The sequence below is a fragment of the Acetobacter persici genome (assembly GCF_018256955.1).
In the GTDB taxonomy this organism is placed as follows: domain Bacteria; phylum Pseudomonadota; class Alphaproteobacteria; order Acetobacterales; family Acetobacteraceae; genus Acetobacter; species Acetobacter persici.
Genome location: NZ_JAERKU010000021.1, coordinates 1 through 17,004, shown reverse-complemented (window position 1 = coordinate 17,004; position 17,004 = coordinate 1). Strand labels below are relative to the sequence as shown.

General features: G+C 53.1%; 14 protein-coding genes, 3 pseudogenes and 1 other annotated feature. Of the genes and pseudogenes, 14 read left to right on the top strand and 3 right to left on the bottom strand.

What is annotated here, in order from left to right; all coding sequences use genetic code 11:
- Positions 1-51 precede the first annotated feature (51 nt).
- The 4 genes and pseudogenes from JK199_RS15115 to JK199_RS16150 all read left to right on the top strand — a co-directional run.
- Positions 52-891, top strand: a complete 840-nt coding sequence (locus tag JK199_RS15115) for a helix-turn-helix domain-containing protein (RefSeq protein WP_212377459.1) — start codon at positions 52-54, stop codon at positions 889-891.
- Positions 892-970: 79 nt separating this feature from the next.
- Positions 971-2,215: an MFS transporter gene (locus JK199_RS15110; protein WP_280528606.1), complete on the top strand. Its 1,245-nt coding sequence runs from the start codon at positions 971-973 to the stop codon at positions 2,213-2,215.
- Between the two features lie 434 nt (positions 2,216-2,649).
- The gene (locus tag JK199_RS15105; RefSeq protein WP_212377453.1) at positions 2,650-2,973 is read left to right on the top strand and encodes a transposase; all 324 of its coding nucleotides are present in this window, start codon (positions 2,650-2,652) and stop codon (positions 2,971-2,973) included.
- Positions 2,928-3,044 (top strand) — a sequence feature (AL1L pseudoknot). (Overlaps the previous gene by 46 nt.)
- A pseudogene (locus JK199_RS16150) lies at positions 2,940-3,490 on the top strand (IS3 family transposase); the annotation flags it as partial. Its footprint overlaps the feature before it by 105 nt. The gene JK199_RS15105 and the pseudogene JK199_RS16150, both read left to right, overlap by 34 nt.
- 9 nt (positions 3,491-3,499) lie before the next feature.
- Here the strand turns inward: JK199_RS16150 and JK199_RS15095 are convergent.
- A complete protein-coding gene (locus JK199_RS15095; protein ID WP_212377449.1) occupies positions 3,500-4,120 on the bottom strand; it encodes a TetR/AcrR family transcriptional regulator in 621 nt (206 codons plus the stop codon).
- A gap of 115 nt (positions 4,121-4,235) precedes the next feature.
- Here JK199_RS15095 and JK199_RS15090 point away from each other — a divergent pair, with 115 nt between their 5' ends.
- Genes JK199_RS15090 through cynS form a run of 7 tightly spaced genes read left to right on the top strand, consistent with a single transcriptional unit; the run spans position 4,236 to position 10,706 of the window.
- Positions 4,236-4,778, top strand: a complete 543-nt coding sequence (locus JK199_RS15090; protein ID WP_212377447.1) for an OsmC family protein — start codon at positions 4,236-4,238, stop codon at positions 4,776-4,778.
- A gap of 7 nt (positions 4,779-4,785) precedes the next feature.
- Positions 4,786-5,943: an acyl-CoA dehydrogenase family protein gene (locus JK199_RS15085; protein WP_244985215.1), complete on the top strand. Its 1,158-nt coding sequence runs from the start codon at positions 4,786-4,788 to the stop codon at positions 5,941-5,943.
- Positions 5,940-7,286, top strand: coding sequence for an FAD-dependent oxidoreductase (locus tag JK199_RS15080; protein ID WP_212377445.1), 1,347 nt, complete (start codon positions 5,940-5,942; stop codon positions 7,284-7,286). The genes JK199_RS15085 and JK199_RS15080 overlap by 4 nt, the downstream gene beginning before the upstream one ends.
- Before the next feature lie 34 nt (positions 7,287-7,320).
- Entirely contained in the window at positions 7,321-8,589 is a 1,269-nt protein-coding gene (locus tag JK199_RS15075; RefSeq protein ID WP_244985214.1) for a CmpA/NrtA family ABC transporter substrate-binding protein, read from the top strand.
- Positions 8,589-9,446, top strand: a complete 858-nt coding sequence (locus tag JK199_RS15070) for an ABC transporter permease (RefSeq protein WP_212377441.1) — start codon at positions 8,589-8,591, stop codon at positions 9,444-9,446. The genes JK199_RS15075 and JK199_RS15070 overlap by 1 nt, the downstream gene beginning before the upstream one ends.
- On the top strand, positions 9,436-10,239 hold the full coding sequence (locus JK199_RS15065) for an ABC transporter ATP-binding protein (RefSeq protein WP_212377439.1): 804 nt from the start codon (positions 9,436-9,438) through the stop codon (positions 10,237-10,239). Before JK199_RS15070 ends, JK199_RS15065 begins: the two co-directional genes overlap by 11 nt.
- 17 nt (positions 10,240-10,256) lie before the next feature.
- A complete protein-coding gene (gene cynS / locus JK199_RS15060; RefSeq protein WP_212377436.1) occupies positions 10,257-10,706 on the top strand; it encodes a cyanase in 450 nt (149 codons plus the stop codon).
- A 171-nt stretch (positions 10,707-10,877) separates the two neighbouring features.
- On the opposite strand, the pseudogene JK199_RS15055 reads toward cynS, so the two are convergent.
- A pseudogene (locus tag JK199_RS15055) lies at positions 10,878-11,663 on the bottom strand (transposase); the annotation flags it as partial.
- On the opposite strand from JK199_RS15055, the gene JK199_RS15050 reads away from it, so the two are divergent.
- Together JK199_RS15050 and JK199_RS15045 are read left to right on the top strand one after the other, a co-directional pair.
- Entirely contained in the window at positions 11,662-14,367 is a 2,706-nt protein-coding gene (locus JK199_RS15050) for a TonB-dependent receptor domain-containing protein (protein ID WP_244985213.1), read from the top strand. The pseudogene JK199_RS15055 and the gene JK199_RS15050 overlap by 2 nt on opposite strands.
- 2 nt (positions 14,368-14,369) lie before the next feature.
- Positions 14,370-15,866 (top strand): oligopeptide:H+ symporter, encoded by a 1,497-nt coding sequence (locus tag JK199_RS15045; protein ID WP_212377434.1) that lies wholly within the window; start codon positions 14,370-14,372, stop codon positions 15,864-15,866.
- A gap of 100 nt (positions 15,867-15,966) precedes the next feature.
- Here JK199_RS15045 and JK199_RS15040 read toward each other — a convergent pair.
- Positions 15,967-16,747, bottom strand: a pseudogene (locus JK199_RS15040) (IS5 family transposase); the annotation flags it as partial.
- A gap of 14 nt (positions 16,748-16,761) precedes the next feature.
- Between JK199_RS15040 and JK199_RS15035 the strand changes: the two are divergent.
- Positions 16,762-17,004: hypothetical protein (locus tag JK199_RS15035; RefSeq protein WP_212377432.1), on the top strand; the 243-nt coding region annotated here is incomplete at its 3' end.

Sequence of the window (17,004 nt, the reverse complement as noted above, 5' to 3'; positions counted from 1 at the left end):
AATATGTTTACAAATGTCACGTTATGTACGATTTGAACTGGTTAAATAGACATGGATAAACGTCTGATATCCGTCACCTTCCTGCAGCGCGTGCTTTCCCTTATTCAGGCGTCCGGCAAAAGCCGCTCGGCATTTGCAGAAGGTATTGGCATTGACCGCTCAGCACTGAGCCAGTTACTTACAGTAGATGCCGTCCGCCTGCCACGCGCTGACACGCTCGCACGCATTGCGTTGCAGTATGGCGTTTCGGTTGACTGGTTGCTGGGAATTGCACAGACAGCAGTTTCAAGCCACTCCAGCCTTACAGAAATGGCCGAGAATTCAGAATATTATAATATTCCACTGCTGACACAATGGCATGATGAAGCGCGTGAGTTAAAAATACGTTATATACCACATCATTTACCCGACATCCTTTGCCTTCAGGATGTCGTTGCGTGGGAACTAGGAGCGCGCCATTACGATCAGACGACAATCCGGAGCATTACCAATAACCTTGGTTATAACCGCAGAACAAGCTCCGATATGGAGATATGCCTGCCAACTCAGGCCATTATCAGCCTGAGCGAAGGTACATTCCCGTGGAATGGATTATCACTGGCCATGCGGCGGGCCCAGATCGAACATATGATAACATGCGTGGCAGAACTCTACCCCTCACTACGCATATTTCTGTTTGACGAACGCCTCTACCATTCTGTTCCATACACAATCTTTGGTAGCCTGCGCGCTGCAATTTATGCAGGCAGCCAGTATATTGTCTTCAATGATCAGGACACTGTTTTGCAAATGCAGACCCATTTTGATGGGTTGATCCGCAAATCTTCCGTTCAGCCGAATGAAATATCCAACTGGCTGCAACAGGTTCTTTCCGCCATGCCAAGCTTATAGACCCGCCCGAACCTCCAGTTCAGGCTGCTTTTTTACACATAGTTATCGTTTTTAAACTCCTGTAATCCGTAAGGTGTACATGTTCATCATAACAGGTAAAACCGCACAAAAAAAATACGTATGGACACGGCACATTGTCCTGTTTTTTCTGATTATAGCAGGATGCGTCAGCTACATGGACAGAACAGCTCTGGCCATAGTCAATACTGACATAGCAAAGGAGTTTGGGCTTTCCTACACATCTTTGGGGCTTGTTTTATCATCCTTTGCGACCATTTACATGATCTGTCAGATCCCTGCGGGACTAGCGGCCGACCGCATAAAGGCCCGTCCTCTGCTGACTGGCTGCCTGGTGGTCTGGGGCTTGGCGCAACTTCTTACAGCCTGGGCGAGCAATGCTGGCACTCTGGTCGGAGCACGCTGCCTTCTGGCGTTAGGTGAGGCACCACTGTTTCTGGTTGGGACCAAAATCATAACTGCTTGGTACAATAGTGCAGAACGCGCTGTTCCGATCGGCCTGTTCAATGCCTCTTCTTCTCTGGGGCAGGTGCTGGCCCCAGCGCTGCTCGGTCTTATTGCGGACCAGTTTGGCTGGCGCTCCATGTTTTGTAATCTGGGCGCGCTTTGCATCCTTCTTGGTCTGATGTGGGGTATCTTTTACCAAAAGTCCCCCACGCCAGAACATGAGCTCGTCGCCAAGCCCAAACAAACCGCCAGACAGGAACTGACCTTTCTTCTTGCTCAGCGTGTTAGTTGGGTGCTGGCTATTGGTTGTGCCAGTATTATTTACCTGCAATGGCTTTATTCCGCATGGTTGCCGACATACTTCCAGACTGTCCGGCACCTGAATGCCGCACAGGCAGGTTGGCTTTCTTCCATTCCGCAGCTAGCGGGATTTTTGGGCAGCCTCAGTGGCGGTGTTATTATCAAATTCCTTGGAAAAACTAGTTATACACCCTCGCGCGCCTGCTATCAGCCGCTCATTATAGGCCTTCTTATTGCCGCCGTGGCAACTACCATCGTACCATTATGCCCCACAACATTGCTGTCTTTGGTCAGTATGGCAATAGCCCTGTTCGCCACTGGCATTGCCATGACGGGAAGCTGGACACTCGGAACAATTGTTGTTGCCGAAGAATCAATTGCCACCATGGAAGCCATCCAGAATGTCGGCGGATCACTCGGTGGGACACTGTCGCCTTTACTGACAGGTTTTATCATCCAGCATACCGGATCATTCACACTCGCCATGGAAGCTGGAAGCATGATCACTTTTTTCTGCATCAGTATTTATATGATCGAGAGATCAAGGTTTATAAATTAACTACTATATTTTTGGAAAAATATATTAATAAAATTAAGTATCTTGAAATTTTCTTTGATTTTCCAATACTGAAATGAAAAACTGACATCAACCTGGATGGCTCTAAAAACACCTTGGCTCTGAACTGTCGACTGTGATTCGATTCTTGCTGTGAGAATGCAGGCTGGGCGACTAGAGCGCGTCCACTTTATTCTGGTTCATACTCCGCGGCGATGAAGAAGTTGGTGCATTCGTCAGGGGAGAAAGCATCTAGGACTGATCCGGCGGCGTCCCCAGGGCTGCGACGGTTCTTGCTGTCTTGGCTCGCAGGAGAGCCTTGAGCTTGGCGAACGCCATTTCGATATGAGACTCTCCAGGCATGATTTTGTTGAGGCATGAGGTGAATTGCCCCGGGTTTTGTGGAGACAGCAAGACCCGTGAGGTAAGAGATATTCATGAATTACAAATCGAAGAGTTTTCGGCCTGAATTTCGTGACCGTGCAGCCCATATGGTTCTGGAGGAAGAGAAGAACCATCCTTCGCAGTGCTCAGCGGTGATGATGATCGCTCCAAAGCTGGATATTCACCCTGATACGCTGTCAAAATGGACTCGTTTATATGAACGGGCCAATGCGCCTGCAGTGAGTGACCTCCCTGATCTGGAGAAGATCAGACCACTAGAGCGAGAAAACCGCGAACTGCGGCAGGTCAATGAAATCCTGCGTAAGGCATCGGCATATTTTGCGGAAGGAGAACTCGACCGCCGGTTCATGCCATGACGCGCTTTATTGATGAGCAGCGGCACACATATGGTGTCGGGTCAATCGGCAGAGTTCTGCCGATTGCGCCATCTGTCTACTATGCTTCCGTGGCCAGACAGAAAAAACCCTTGTATGCGCAGCCAGAAAGACAAAGGACTGTGTGATGAAATCCGTAGAGTATGGAAAGATAATTTTTGTGTTTATGGAGCGCGTAAGGTCTGGCATCGGCTCAGACGCGAAGGCAGGAATGTCGCCCGCTGCACGGTAGAGGGGCTGATGCGCCAGATGGGACTGAAAGGTATCATTCGTGGCAAGGGGGGGTAGAACCACACGGCCAGATCCGCAACGCCCTTGCCCACAGGATCTGGTGCAGCGCCAGTTCCATGCCCCGGTTCCCAACAGGCTGTGGGTTTCGGATTTCACTTACGTTTCCACATGGCAGGGCTTTGTGTCTGTGGGCTTCATCATTGATGTGTTCGCCCGCGTGATTGTGGGCTGGGGCGTCTCATCAACTGCCCATACCGACTTCGTAATTTGTAGAATCTTATTCGACATCCAAAATGGATTTGCAGATATCTTTTGCCTCAAGGGCAACATGAGCATTGCGGCTGACCAGCGCCTTGACAATACACCCGTCAATGATAGTGGTCAGCATTGACGCAATGCGACCGGGTCCCGCAAACCCCGCCTCTTCACACAGGTAGGTCAGATAGGTGTCCATCTCCTGTTTGTGGATTTTAAAAATGCGTGTGATCTCAACAGACTGATCATCAAACTCTATGGCGGCCTTCATGACTAGGCAGCCAAAATAGTCTTTCCGTTCAAACCAGACGAACAGCGCATCAAAAATGAACAGCAACCGCCCATAACGTGGATCTGGCACATGCGCGTTGACCGAGGCAAAAAACCATTCCCGCCACTGCTCGGCCTCCTTTTCGAGTGCTGCGGAGACCAGTCCGTCTTTGGTGGCAAAGCGGTTGTATAATGTCATTTTTGAAACGCCGGCACGCGAAATGATTTTCTCTATCCCGGTGTTTCGGATGCCATTGCGGCAGAACAGCCAGATGGCGGCTGTAATCAGCGCCTCCCCTGCGTCCCTGACCACTTCGTCTGGGTTGGCATCCGGTGCGTAGGTCGGGTGGAGTATGTGGGCAGGTTCGCTCATGGCGGTCTTTTACCATAAAGTTATTTTGTTGACGAGGTAGACAGACCGGTATACCCATAAATAACGATTCTGAATGATATTACCACACGATATAGTTGTTTATGGAGTTCCCTTTATGTCTGATGCCGCTACTGTTACCACTTACCTCCGCCCGATCGACCGGGATGGTCTTCTCAAATTTGCTGAAAAGGGCAAGGCAAACCCTCATAGCCATGGCACCAACAAAGTGCATACCATCACCGATGGTCAGTACCGGACCCTGAACTACGTGGAAGGGCACACCCCTGTTGTTGTGGATGAACCCCTCCACCTGTTCGGGCAGAACACAGCTCCCGCACCGGGCGAAATTGTGCTGTCCGCTCTTGGGGGGTGCCTTGCCGTGGGCATTACCGCCGTGGCCACCTACCGGCAGGTCAGGCTGAGCAAACTGGAACTCTGGCTGGAAGGGGATATCGGTAATACTGCCGCGTGGGGGGCTGGTGGCGCCGAGCGCCAGCCGCAGGACATGGGGTTCAAGCAGGTGCGGGTCCGCGTTAACGTGGAGGGGGACGCCCCGCGCGAGGTGCTGAACCAGATTGTGGAACACGCCAATTATTTCTCACCGGTTGCCAATACCTTGCGCAATCCCGTGCCCCTGACTGTCACCCTGACGGACTGATTGCATCATGCTGCCACACCCCTCCCATCCGGTATCCGACCGCCAGCCAGAAGCCGCGTCCACGACCGGGAATACCGGTTGCGAGGGTTTGTCGGGCAGGATCGAACAGATTGCCCAGACCCGTCTGGGCAGCCTTGCCAGCACCATAGATCAAGACGGTTATTACCCGCTGGACGTGCTGGAAGAACTGGCGCAGGCGGGGCTGTTTGCCCCCCTTGCCAACAGGGACACCCCCGATCTGGTGCAGGCCGTGCGCGGGATTGCTGCGGTTTCGCGCTGGTGCGGCTCTACCGGTTTTCTGGTCTGGTGCCACATGGCGTGCGCCCTCTATCTGGCCGCAGCCCCAGATGCCAGCCTGAATACGGACCTGCTGGCCCAACACCTCAAGGGCGCTCGTTTTGGTGGCACTGCACTGTCCAACCCCATCAAGGCGCAGGCCGGAATAGAAAAAATGGCCTTGCACGCAACCCGTGTTGCTGGGGGGTATCTGGTCGATGGCACCTTGCCATGGGTCAGCCATATTGCACCCGGCCAGTATTGCGGCGCAGTTGCCAGTCTGGGGGATGCCCGGACGGAGCAGGTGCTGTTCCTGCTCCGGCTGGACAGGCCGGAACTCCTGTTCAAATGCCCGCATTTTTCAGGCATGGAGGGCACCAGCACCTGGGGCATACGCCTACAGGCCCATTTTGTACCCGAGCAGGATGTTATTGCCGCCCCCGCAGCACCACTGTTGCAAAAAATCAAAGCCCCGTTCCTGCTTTTGCAATGCGGCATGGCGGCTGGCATCATTCAGGGGGCCATTGACAGTATGCACGAGGTCGAAGGCGTGCTGGGCCACGTCAACCAGTACCTGCACGACCGCCCCGACACACTGGCCGCTGAGCTGAAAACCCTTGAAGAGCGCGTTATACTTCTGGCCCGCACCCCGCCCCCGCAGGAGCGGGACTACCTGCTGGACCTTCTGGACATACGCGCCCACGGGGCGGAACTGGCCCTGCGTGCAACCCAGTCCGCACTGCTACATCAGGGCGCGCGCGGCTACCTGAGCAGCGCCGCACCGCAAAGGCGGGTGCGCGAAGCCCAGTTTGTGGCCATTGTCACGCCCGCCATCAAACACCTGCGCTATGAAATGGCCCGTCTTGCCCAAGAGGAGGTGCCCGTATGAACGCATCTGCTCCCTACACCTCCGTAACACTCTATATCTGCAAGGTTTGCGGCTGGATCTATGATGAAAGCAAAGGTGACCCCGATAGCGGCCTACCGCCAGGCACACGCTTTGAAGATATTCCTGATGACTGGTACTGCCCCCTGTGCGGGGTGGGTAAGGCGGATTTTGAACCCCTGCCCTCCCCCACCTCTACCGTAATCCCGCCGAGACAGACCCTCAGGCCCGCCAGCATAAACCATGCTGGTGGGGCACGCTCTGGTATTGTTATTGTCGGCGGAGGCACGGCCGGCTGGAGTGTGGTCCGCAGGCTGCGCGCGCTGGACCCGCAGGTGCCCATTTCGCTGGTTGCGGCCTGCATGGCGGATGTTTACGCCAAACCCGAGTTATCCCTTGCACTCTCCCGCAGGCTGGAAGCCACAGATCTGCGACAGGAGAGCGGGCAGGACGCAGCGCAACGCCTGCATATCCATCTGCTGCCACAAACCGTTGCCGTGGGCATAGACCCGCAGGCGCAACGGCTGCGCACCACACGCGGCACCCTGCCCTACGACACACTGATTCTGGCGCAGGGCGCACGACCTGTTGAACTGCCCGCCTTCCCCGCTTCTCTGGTCTGGCGGATCAACACGCTGGCCGCATGGGCAGCCCTGCGGACGCGGATCGGACAGGACACACGCAGGATTATTCTTGCAGGGGCCGGGCTTGTCGGGTGTGAACTGGCCGAAGATGCCGCACGGGCAGGCCACCATGTAACCTTGGTGCATCAGGGTCCATACCCGCTTGGCTCCCTGCTGCCTGCCCAGGCCGGGGCAAGGCTGCAACAGCAGTTGCGCACCTGCGGCGTAACTCTTGTGCCCAATGCCACAGTATCCGCCGTTACACGGGCGGAGCAGGGTGTTGCCGTCCAGCTTGACGCAGGACAGACGTTGACCGCCGACTGCGTGATTGCCGCCATTGGCCTGCAAACCGACCTCAGACTGGCGCATATGGCCGGGTTACAGACGGATTGCGGCATTACCGTGGACCCGCACACGCTGCAAACCAGCAATCCCGCCATTTACGCCCTTGGCGACTGCATCAGTTTGGACGGGCAACCCTGCCGCTATATTGGCCCCATTGCCGCACAGGCCGAGGCCATTGCCCATGCTGTTCTGGGCCTGCCCCACGGAGGCTACCAGCACAGCCCACTCGCCATAAGCCTGAAAAACCGCAGCCTGCCGCTGGAACTACGCGGCCAGCCCGACCCTGCTGCGATCTGGCACACCATACACAACACACCGGAACAGCTGGTCATGCAGCAACGCCGCGGCACCACCGTTACGGCAACTCTGGAGGTCTGATGATATGATAAGACATTTTCTTTCGGGCTTACACATGCCCCGCACCTCCACACTGACATGCCATACGGCGACCCCGGCCACATTCTGCCCGTGCGGCGGCACGCATGGCCTGTCCCTGTCACGCAGGGGGCTGCTGGGCGGCTCCCTTGCCGCAGCGCTGACTGGCGCCGTAGGCCCTGCTTTTGCTACCACTCCCTCTGACGCGCCTTCTGGCGTAGCCACAGGCACGCCCGAAAAAACAGCTCTCAAAATCGGCTTTGTTCCAATCAGTTGTGCAGCCCCACTGGTTATGGCGCACGCCAAAGGGTTTTTCCATAATGAGGGGCTTACGGTAGAGCTGCAAAAAACCGCCGGATGGGCCCTTATCCGGGACAATCTGCTCAACGGTAATTTTGACGCCTCCCACCTGCTCTCCCCCATGCCGCTAGCACTCTCTCTGGGGGCGGGACATGCACCCACGCCAGTGCGGGCCGTGACCATGCAGAACACCAACGGGCAGGCCATCGTACTTGCTCTCAAGCACCAGAACCGACGGGACCCACGGAACTGGAAAGGTATGACATTTGCCATTCCTTTTGAATTTTCCATGCATAATTTTCTGCTCCGGGCCTATCTGGCGCATTATGGCCTGAACCCCGACCAGGACGTAACCATGCGCGTAACCGCACCACCAGAAATGGTCGCCAACCTGAAGGCCGGTAATATTGACGGCTTTATAGGCCCCGACCCCTTCAACCAGCGCGCGGTTACCGAACAGGCGGGGTTCCTGCACATCCTTAGCTCCCAGATCTGGGACGGGCACCCATGCTGCGCTCTGGGCATGACGGAAAACTTTATCCACACGCACCCCAACACCTATAGTGCTGTGCAACGCGCCATGATCCGGGCTGCGGCCTATATGCAGCAGACCGAAAACCGGCAGGAAGCCGCGACCATTCTGGCCAGAGCCGAATACCTTAACCAACCCGAGATTGTTATCCGTCAGGGCCTGACCGGCCATTATGCCGATGGGCTAGGAGCCGTGCGCAATGTCCCCTCACGTCTGGGGTTCAACCCCTTTCCCTATTATTCGCCCGCCCTATGGATGATCGCGCAGATGAAACGCTGGGGCTACCTCAACAGCCCTGTAGATGCGCGGAAGGTGGCAGAGGAGGTGTTCATGCTCAAGGATGTGCGCAGGCATGCCGCAGCACTGGCCCTGCCGGACCTGACCCCACCTTACGCCAGCGATTACCCACCCATTCAGGTTCTGGGCACAGCGTTTGACCCGGCCGCAACCTTTGCAGAAAACAGGACAAGGTAATGGGCAGCAGACAGGAAAAACTCAAAGCCTATCTGCTCAGTTTCGCACTGGTTGGAGGCGTGCTGCTGGCATGGCAGGCACTCACCCTACCTGCCACACCCCCGGCAGAAGTCGTACACGCCGATAATGCGGAATACGCGCAACTCATGGGCACGGTATCCGCCGCCCCTGTCAGCCACGGTTTTCCCTCCCCCAGCCAGTTTGGCCACGATGCGTGGCAGCAGCTCCGCGCACCGTTCCATAACAGCGGCCCCAATGACCGGGGGATTGGCTGGCAACTGGGCGCATCGCTGCTGCGGGTCTTTATTGGGTACGGACTGGCCGTGGCTGTGGCCGTGCCGCTGGGCCTCCTTATGGGACAGATACCCCTGCTGGCGCGAGGACTTAACCCGTTTATTCAGGTTCTGCGCCCGATCTCGCCACTGGCATGGATGCCCATAGCCCTTTACACGATACAGAATGCCGAAGGGTGCGGTATTTTTGTCATCTTTATCTGCGCGCTCTGGCCTGTTCTGCTCAACACCTCCTTCGGGGTTGCCAGAGTGCGCCGGGAATGGCTGGACGTTGCCAGCACGCTGGAACTGGGCTGGGTGCAGCGCATGTGGCGGGTTATCCTGCCCGCAGCAGCGCCTACCATTGTCACAGGGATGCGGGTCGGGCTGGGCATTGCCTGGCTGGCCATTGTTGCCGCCGAAATGTTGGTGGGCAGTTCCGGTATTGGCTATTTTGTCTGGAACCAGTGGAACAATCTGTCCATTTCCAATGTTATTCTGGCTGTGCTGCTGATCGGGATCACGGGCATGATTCTGGATACCGCATTCAGCGCCCTCCAGCAGAGTGTTGGCTATGCGGAATAAAACAACGCCGCTCATGGATGTGCAGCATTTGGAAAAACGCTATGCCGCCAGTACCCCTGCCATTTTTTCCGATATTTCCTTCTCCATCAAGCGGGGGGAATTTGTCTGCATGATCGGTCATTCAGGATGCGGCAAAAGCACCATCCTGAATATTCTGGCAGGGCTTGAGCGCCCGACAACCGGCCATGTCAGCATGAACGGGCACCACGTCACACGGCCCGGACTGGAGCGGGGTGTTGTTTTTCAGGGCCACGCACTCATGCCCTGGCTCACCGTTGCGCAGAATGTCGCACTGGCGGTACGGGCGCGCTCTCCCGGTATGAACAAGGCGGATGTGCATCAGCAAGTGCTGCATTACCTCAACATGGTCAACCTGTATGATGCACAGCACAAGCGCCCGTCCGAACTTTCTGGCGGGATGCGGCAGCGTGTGGGCATAGCCCGCGCCTTTTCCACCACACCGGATATGCTCCTGATGGACGAGCCTTTTGGCGCGCTGGATGCCCTGACCCGCGGCGTCATTCAGGATGAGCTGCTCCGGATCTGTGCAAAAATGGGCCAGACTGTGTTCATGATCACACATGACGTGGACGAGGCCATTCTGCTTGCAGACCGGCTGATCCTCATGAGCAACGGCCCACAGGCCCGTATTGCGGAAATTGTGGAGAACCCCCTCCCCCGCAACCGGGTCCGGACATCCATCCACCACCTGTCGGGCTTTTATGACCTTCGCAACCATCTGGTGGATTTTCTGGTGCACCGTTCGGCAGGCACACGGCAAGCCAGCCATTAAAACAAGGGAATAGATCCATGTACGCATCACGCGCAGATGTTACACGCGCACTCGTGACAGCCCGGGTGGAAAAAGATGTGAGCTGGGCAAAAATTGCCGCCGTTGTCGGTCGCAGCAAGGAATGGACCACAGCCGCCTGTCTGGGCCAGATGGCTTTTGAACCGCACGAGGCACAGGCCCTTATTGCCCTGCTCGGGCTACAGGCCGGTGCACAGCCATGGCTGTGTAGCATCCCCTCCAAAGGCACTTTGGAGGGCGGCGCACCATCCGATCCACTCATCTATCGGTGGTACGAAATTGTCAGCGTTTATGGTCCGGCCATAAAGGAACTCATCCATGAGGAGTTCGGGGACGGTATTATGAGCGCCATCGATTTTCGTATGCATATCGAGCGTGAGCCGGACCCGGCGGGTGACAGGGTCAATGTCCGGATTTCGGGCAAGTTCTTGCCGTACAAACCATTTTGAATAATCTCCCCATAGGGGAGCCGCGCATCCTTTAACTGCGCGACTGCACAAAAAGGCGTCTACCCGTTGCAATATGTTAAATTTTTTCAGACATATTGGAGCGGGTAGACGGTCCCCCCATGCCTTGCGCGCAATCGGCACAGCACATCAGATTGTGGAGACTGAGCTATCGGCTATGTCAGCCCAGACGTTAGGCGCCGTATTGCTGCAATCAAGAAGCACCTCACACGGCCTGGCACCATCACTGACAGCGGCATCCGTCGTCTTCCATTTGCGGATTAACCGAAACTTTGTTCGGTGGAAACATGCGATTTATAGCCAAAGAAGGGGATGGCGATATCCGTAGACGGGATCGTCCCGTCATCCTGACGCTTTGCCTTCGTGAACTTCAGCGTCCATCGTGCATAACGATCTTTACAGGACAGCTGTGAGAGCTTGTCCTGCCAGTCCTGTGGGATCCGTCCTTCACACAGATCGGCCTTCTACACATTGGTATTGCGCTGCCTACGAGCCGCCACCAGTCTGGCATCCAGAATCTGGCCTGACATCGGCATGTAACCAGCGTTCCGCACGGTGGCATTAAAGTAATCAAACAGCGTTTCAATGGCACCCGCCTGGGTCAGGCGTTCGCGAAACAGCCAGACTGTTTTGGCATACTGCTCGTGGTCCGACAGCCCCAGAACAAGAACACGTATGAAGGACAGGCGGTCGTTGATCAGGTATTCCCTCCGCTCGTCAGACAAATTGTTCAGCGTCTGGATGACCAGAATTTTGAACATCAGCACTGGGTCAAACGGGAACGGCCGCATTTACCTCCGTCTGCATCGGCGACTGCCTTGTTCAGTTGCGGAAAGAATACCTCAAAATCCACAGCCCGAGAAAACGCTTCAAGTTGGTCACCGAGCCGCTCAACCGAGCAAGCTCCTCTTCAACATCAAAGAAACCAGACTGGATCATGAGCCACTCCTACAGTTATCACACAAGAGATGGAATCAGAGAGAGGCCCAAAACCAGAGGGCTTTTCGAACCCTCCACCTCATTGGCGCAAAAAATTGACGCGACAAAAAGATCACACACTCTCTCGTTTGATATACACGACAGAAATGGTGTCTTGTATAAAATATATTTATTAATGACTATATATATAACACACTGCGAATCATGGTGGAATATGTTCAGATCCGTTTGCTCAGCTCGTTATCAACTGTTTCAAATTATCTTACTCGGAAGCACTTTTATTCCTTCCTGCGGAGCATTTGCTCAAACCACATCTCCATCGATTGAATCGAAAGCTTTACCTAATCAAAAAAAAGAAAGTAGTCGAACTAAAACCCTCTCTTCTTCTAAGACTCAAAAATCATTCACGACAAAGCGGGAGGAAGCCGTGACCGTCGAAGGCGGACGCATTGTCGCCCACGGAGCGAACAACGCAGTGACGCGCCAGGTCATGGACCGATTCATTCAGGGCACAAATCCGATGCAGATTCTGGCCGCGACAACGCCGGGAGCATATTTTGCATCCAGCGACGCTTTCGGCCTAGATACACCGTCCAATACTCTGTTTTTGCGCGGATTTAATCAGACTCAAATCGGAGCGACTTTAGACGGCATGCCGCTAGGCGAGCAGAGCGTCATGAACATTTTAGGCATCGCTATCACGCAGGCTGTTGTCCAAGATGATGTCGCAGGAATGACTGTTTCGCAAGGGGCTGGCGCGCTTGATGCATTTTCCACCCAAGCTCTTGGGGGGGCGATATCTTATGTAACTTCCAATCCGAAGGATCAAGCCGGTGGCAAGGTCAGTCAGGCTTTTGGAAGTTATGCCGCATTTCGAACCTATGCCCGTGTTGATAGCGGCATTTTGAATTCAACAGGAACAAAATTTTACGCCTCGTTTGCACGGACGGATTCTAATCTGTGGAAAGGTCAAGGTTATCAGAACGAACTTCAGGCTGATACTAAGCTAGTACAACCGATAGGCGACCGAGGTAAAATCACAGCTTTCTTTTCCTATGGAAACTTCGCTCAGGGGAACTATCTTTCACTAACCAAAAATATGTGGAAAAAAATGGGTAGAAACACGACCTACCTGAAGCCAGACTATGAAAAAGCTAAACTATGGTCCTATTACTCGCAATATACCAACACAGTTCCTCCCGGCTATGAAGGTGTCCTTTCAAATGACGAAATCGGAGACTATGCTTGGGATGGTTCCCAAATTCAGCGTACCTATATCTCTTCAGTTAATGGACATTTCGATCTATCCAATCATATTACATCTGATACCGTTGCATTTAGTAACGTTATGAGCGCTCGTTATGGCGGCACCAATAATTATGTGACATCACCAAGCGGGGGTCCTGTTTCATTAAATCCAGACGGGACAGTCTTGGGAGTGCCTATGGCCTTGTCGATGGCGTCTTCGAACGGAAGAAGGATCGGATTCACGCAAAAATTTGGTATTGAAGCTCCTTACGGTAATCATATCACTTTCGGGACTTGGTACGAAAACAACCGATATATCTACGACGCGCGGCTTTATGAAGATGGCGTAAACGAAGCCCATAACTGGCTTTCGGATTTCAAATCATACCAAGCACATACATGGTTTAATGATGCTTTCAATACCAATACTTTTCAATTTTTTCTTCAGGATCACTGGACTATTATACCTGGCATGACATTGCTAGGCGGTTTTAAATCCATGATACAGGCGACTCATGGCGGGACCAAAAACGACTACACTCAGCGTCTAATTGCCGACGGCTGGAACGCCTATTACCGTCATGCGGCAAATGGAAGTTTGACAGCGTCTAATGCATTTTTGCCGCATTTGGCATTCGATTGGCATTTCTCCAAGAACCACGAAATATACTGGGATATTGCTGAAAATATGCGCGCCTATGATTATGCTTATCAGAGCTTCGGAGGACAAGCATGGGGTGGTTTAGGCAACGCAACACCCGGACAGACGGCACAAAACGTATTCGATGCCAATAAATCCAGACTAAAACCGGAACGGACCTGGAATTACGTTGTCGGTTACCGGTATGAGCAAAAATATATCTCTGCTAGTGTGGATTTTTATCATACAGATTATTACAATCGATTGGCGGCAATCACAGAAGGGAGCTCAAATACTGCCCATGGAGCATTCCTAAATGTCGGACGTGAAACGATGAATGGCGCAGATTTCCAGGCAGTTATTCGTCCTCTAGAAAATCTTGAAATAACCAACAGCTTTAGCTGGAACGATGCAGAATACCTCACAAGATCTATAAATTATGGTGGCAATACATATAGTTTACATGGAAAACATCAAACTTATTATCCGAAATTCATGTACAAGGCGAATTTGAACTATCGATACCAGAATGCCACGTTCAATTTTAACGTAAATTACCTTGGGTCTCGGCCCATGACTTATTTGAATGATGAAAAAATTCCACCATACTGGCTTGCAAATATGAATTTCTCCTACGATTTCGGACCAGTTTTAGTGGCTAAAAACCTGCGAGCAACATTTGCCATCACCAATCTGTTTAATGCCAATTACATTGGAGGGGTTTTTGGGGCAGCCTCGGTTTCCGGGGATAATAATGCAAATTTATATGTGGGATCCCCACGTGAGTTCTATGGATCGGTTTCGGCAGAATTCTAAACATGACATATGTATCCCGTCCATTGGATGACAGAAATATCAAAACAGGTAGATATCCTCGCTCCTTGGCACAACTTCTTGTTTTTGAGGCTACAGACCGTTTTGGATTTTACGGTCTGCAGGGCATTCTGCTAATCTATCTGATCCAAGGTCTAAATTTTCCGGAAGCAAGCGCCAATCTGACCATGGCGAGCTTTAACGGACTATCATCGGTAGCAACACTATTTGGCGGGGCGATCGCTGGACGACTGATCAGTGTCCGAAGCACCGTCGCTCTGGGAGCGGCAATGCAGTGCTTTGCCCTGTCTTATTTGGCATGGTCAAAGTCTGGTATAATCACTTTTCTAATTGGTTTAGCATTCGTCGCGATAGCGAACGGTCTTACGCGTCCCAACACCGCCACGCTGGTCAGTGGTCTAATTCTGCCAGGAAAACGCAGTGATGAGCTATTCACTTGGTACGCCTTCGCAGTTAATTTAGGAGCAGGTATCGCTTTTTTTATTGTTCCCTATGTGGCTAAGGGCCAATGGACTGCAGGCTTTGGACTATGTGCGCTATCCGCAGGGATTGGGTTGCTTTCTATCCTGTACCGACCTCTGGTGGCGAAATCAGGTATCACAGCACAAAAAACTCATCATTCCTCTGGCATGGTTTCCGTGCTGCTGAGCGCAACCATTACAGGGATAGCAACCTTGGGAGTTTACGTTCTGTTACAAAAGCCGCTTTACGGTCAGCTAGCATTCTTGGCGGCAAACTTGTTGGTACCACTGCTTGGCATAAGGCTGTGGTTGCGGTGTTCGCCCCTCGAAAGACGACGGTTTGCCATTGCACTGGTTCTGATCGCACAAGCTATGTTCTATATGATCTTCGATGAACAGACGACTTCAAGTTTTGTACTGCTGGCACTCCACGATGTAGGATCAGACTTCCATCTTGGAAAATTTGTGATCTTACGACTATCAGATTCTCAGTTCGTCGCCGTGAATGCGGGCCTTACTATGGCTTTCGCGCCTTTAATCGCACACTTTTATCACTGTTTGGATCGAGCCGGATATCGTGTGCCTCTGCATACAAAGTATCTGATGGGATCCATTTTTATTGTTCTCTCTGTTGGCATCCTATGGTTGCAGCTTGCTTTCCAGACATCCTCCCGGCTTTCTCCGTGGAGCTTGGCGACCAGCTACGCTTTTATCTCGATTGCTGGATTACTAATGAGTAGTCTGGGATTGGCCGTGATAGCCGAATATATTCCTCGGCGGTTCAATAGCATAAGCACTGCAATGTACTATATCTGCACAGGCGTAACGATGTATTATGGAGGCCGATTGTCTAACGCACTAGCACTGCATCGCTTGACAACAAAGTTGTCTACTGCGGAAATGCAATCCATATTCACTATTCTATTCGCTTGGCTTACCGGCATCGCCACTCTTGGCTGCTGTTTGTTCGTGGCTTTGCAACCTCTTCTGAGCCGCTGGGAAAGAAATTTGGATTTTTAACGCTTTAGCAGTTTGTTGAATTGAGCATTTTGGCCCTCAGGACCGGCTCTGTTGCACAATTCCTTGATTGGGCGTGATAAGTGCTTTGATCGTCTATTTTTTACCTGACAGCGTGTGTGAGCGGGGTTCCGAGGACCGTGAACCGATTGAAAATGGCGACACAGACGTGAACTTCGGTGACCTGGCGGTCAAAGTCTCGTGCCATAAGAAACTGGCCGAGCAGTTTAATACAATGCATTTTCGTCTCGACACGACTTCGCCGATGATAACCTCTCCATCGTCTCCAGATGGGACGTCCGAGATGCTCACAACTCCGCGGGGCGTCGTTGCGAGCTATGGCTCCCGGTGAGGTGGGGTTGCATTGCTTTGAGTTTTTTCGTGGTGGAATGATAGTCTTGACGCCATGGGCGACGATGGTTTCATGGCATCGTCTGGTATCGTAAGCACCATCGGCGATGACACTCCCAATGGTGTCGTCTTCAGGGATCTGAGCCAGAAGTCTCGGCAGAACCGGGGCATCACCGACCTCGTTGTTCGTGATCTCGACACCCCGGACTTCCAGTGATCCTTCGTCGATCCCGATATGGAGTTTACGCCAGATACGACGTTTCAAACCGCCATGTTTGCGCCTGCGCCATTCACCCTCTCCTTCGATCTTGATCCCGGTGCAGTCGATCAGGAGATGCAAAGGGCCGTCCGAGCCCCGATACGGAATATAAGACTGTCAGGGATTTCTGCCGACGGCTCAGCCTGCTGAAATCTGGAACAGACCAGTTCAGTCCAGCCAGGCACAGAAGGCTTTCCACAAAACCCGTCGTCTGTCACAGAGCAAAACCAAACAGAACTTTTAAGGTTACGCTTAACCGAGCGCCAGATCCTGATCAGCCTTCAGGACTTGACCAAGTTTGCGGTCAACCTCGCGGCTAAGGATCACGAGCCCCTCAAGAAGCGCGAGATCGTGGCAGCTACAGCTCAGCAACTCCGAGAGCAAAAAACTCTCGATGCGATGAAGGGCAAGCGCATCGAAGACATCGCTGGGCGTATGAGATGTACACATGGGTTTGCTCACGCAACTGACGCAGTCACGACCCGACGACTGGAAAGTGCTCCTTCACATTATCGATGCCGAACTAGCGAG

What these genes read in the sequence shown, in the direction of transcription:
- JK199_RS15080 (WP_212377445.1), top strand. Translation starts at nt 5,940, where the DNA reads ATGAACGCATCTGCTCCCTACACCTCCGTAACACTCTATATCTGCAAG.
- JK199_RS15095 (WP_212377449.1), bottom strand. Translation starts at nt 4,120, where the DNA reads ATGAGCGAACCTGCCCACATACTCCACCCGACCTACGCACCGGATGCC.
- JK199_RS15065 (WP_212377439.1), top strand. Translation starts at nt 9,436, where the DNA reads ATGCGGAATAAAACAACGCCGCTCATGGATGTGCAGCATTTGGAAAAA.
- JK199_RS15045 (WP_212377434.1), top strand. Translation starts at nt 14,370, where the DNA reads ATGACATATGTATCCCGTCCATTGGATGACAGAAATATCAAAACAGGT.
- JK199_RS15075 (WP_244985214.1), top strand. Translation starts at nt 7,321, where the DNA reads ATGCCCCGCACCTCCACACTGACATGCCATACGGCGACCCCGGCCACA.
- JK199_RS15050 (WP_244985213.1), top strand. Translation starts at nt 11,662, where the DNA reads ATGAGCCACTCCTACAGTTATCACACAAGAGATGGAATCAGAGAGAGG.
- JK199_RS15105 (WP_212377453.1), top strand. Translation starts at nt 2,650, where the DNA reads ATGAATTACAAATCGAAGAGTTTTCGGCCTGAATTTCGTGACCGTGCA.
- JK199_RS15110 (WP_280528606.1), top strand. Translation starts at nt 971, where the DNA reads ATGTTCATCATAACAGGTAAAACCGCACAAAAAAAATACGTATGGACA.
- cynS (WP_212377436.1), top strand. Translation starts at nt 10,257, where the DNA reads ATGTACGCATCACGCGCAGATGTTACACGCGCACTCGTGACAGCCCGG.
- JK199_RS15115 (WP_212377459.1), top strand. Translation starts at nt 52, where the DNA reads ATGGATAAACGTCTGATATCCGTCACCTTCCTGCAGCGCGTGCTTTCC.
- JK199_RS15085 (WP_244985215.1), top strand. Translation starts at nt 4,786, where the DNA reads ATGCTGCCACACCCCTCCCATCCGGTATCCGACCGCCAGCCAGAAGCC.
- JK199_RS15090 (WP_212377447.1), top strand. Translation starts at nt 4,236, where the DNA reads ATGTCTGATGCCGCTACTGTTACCACTTACCTCCGCCCGATCGACCGG.
- JK199_RS15070 (WP_212377441.1), top strand. Translation starts at nt 8,589, where the DNA reads ATGGGCAGCAGACAGGAAAAACTCAAAGCCTATCTGCTCAGTTTCGCA.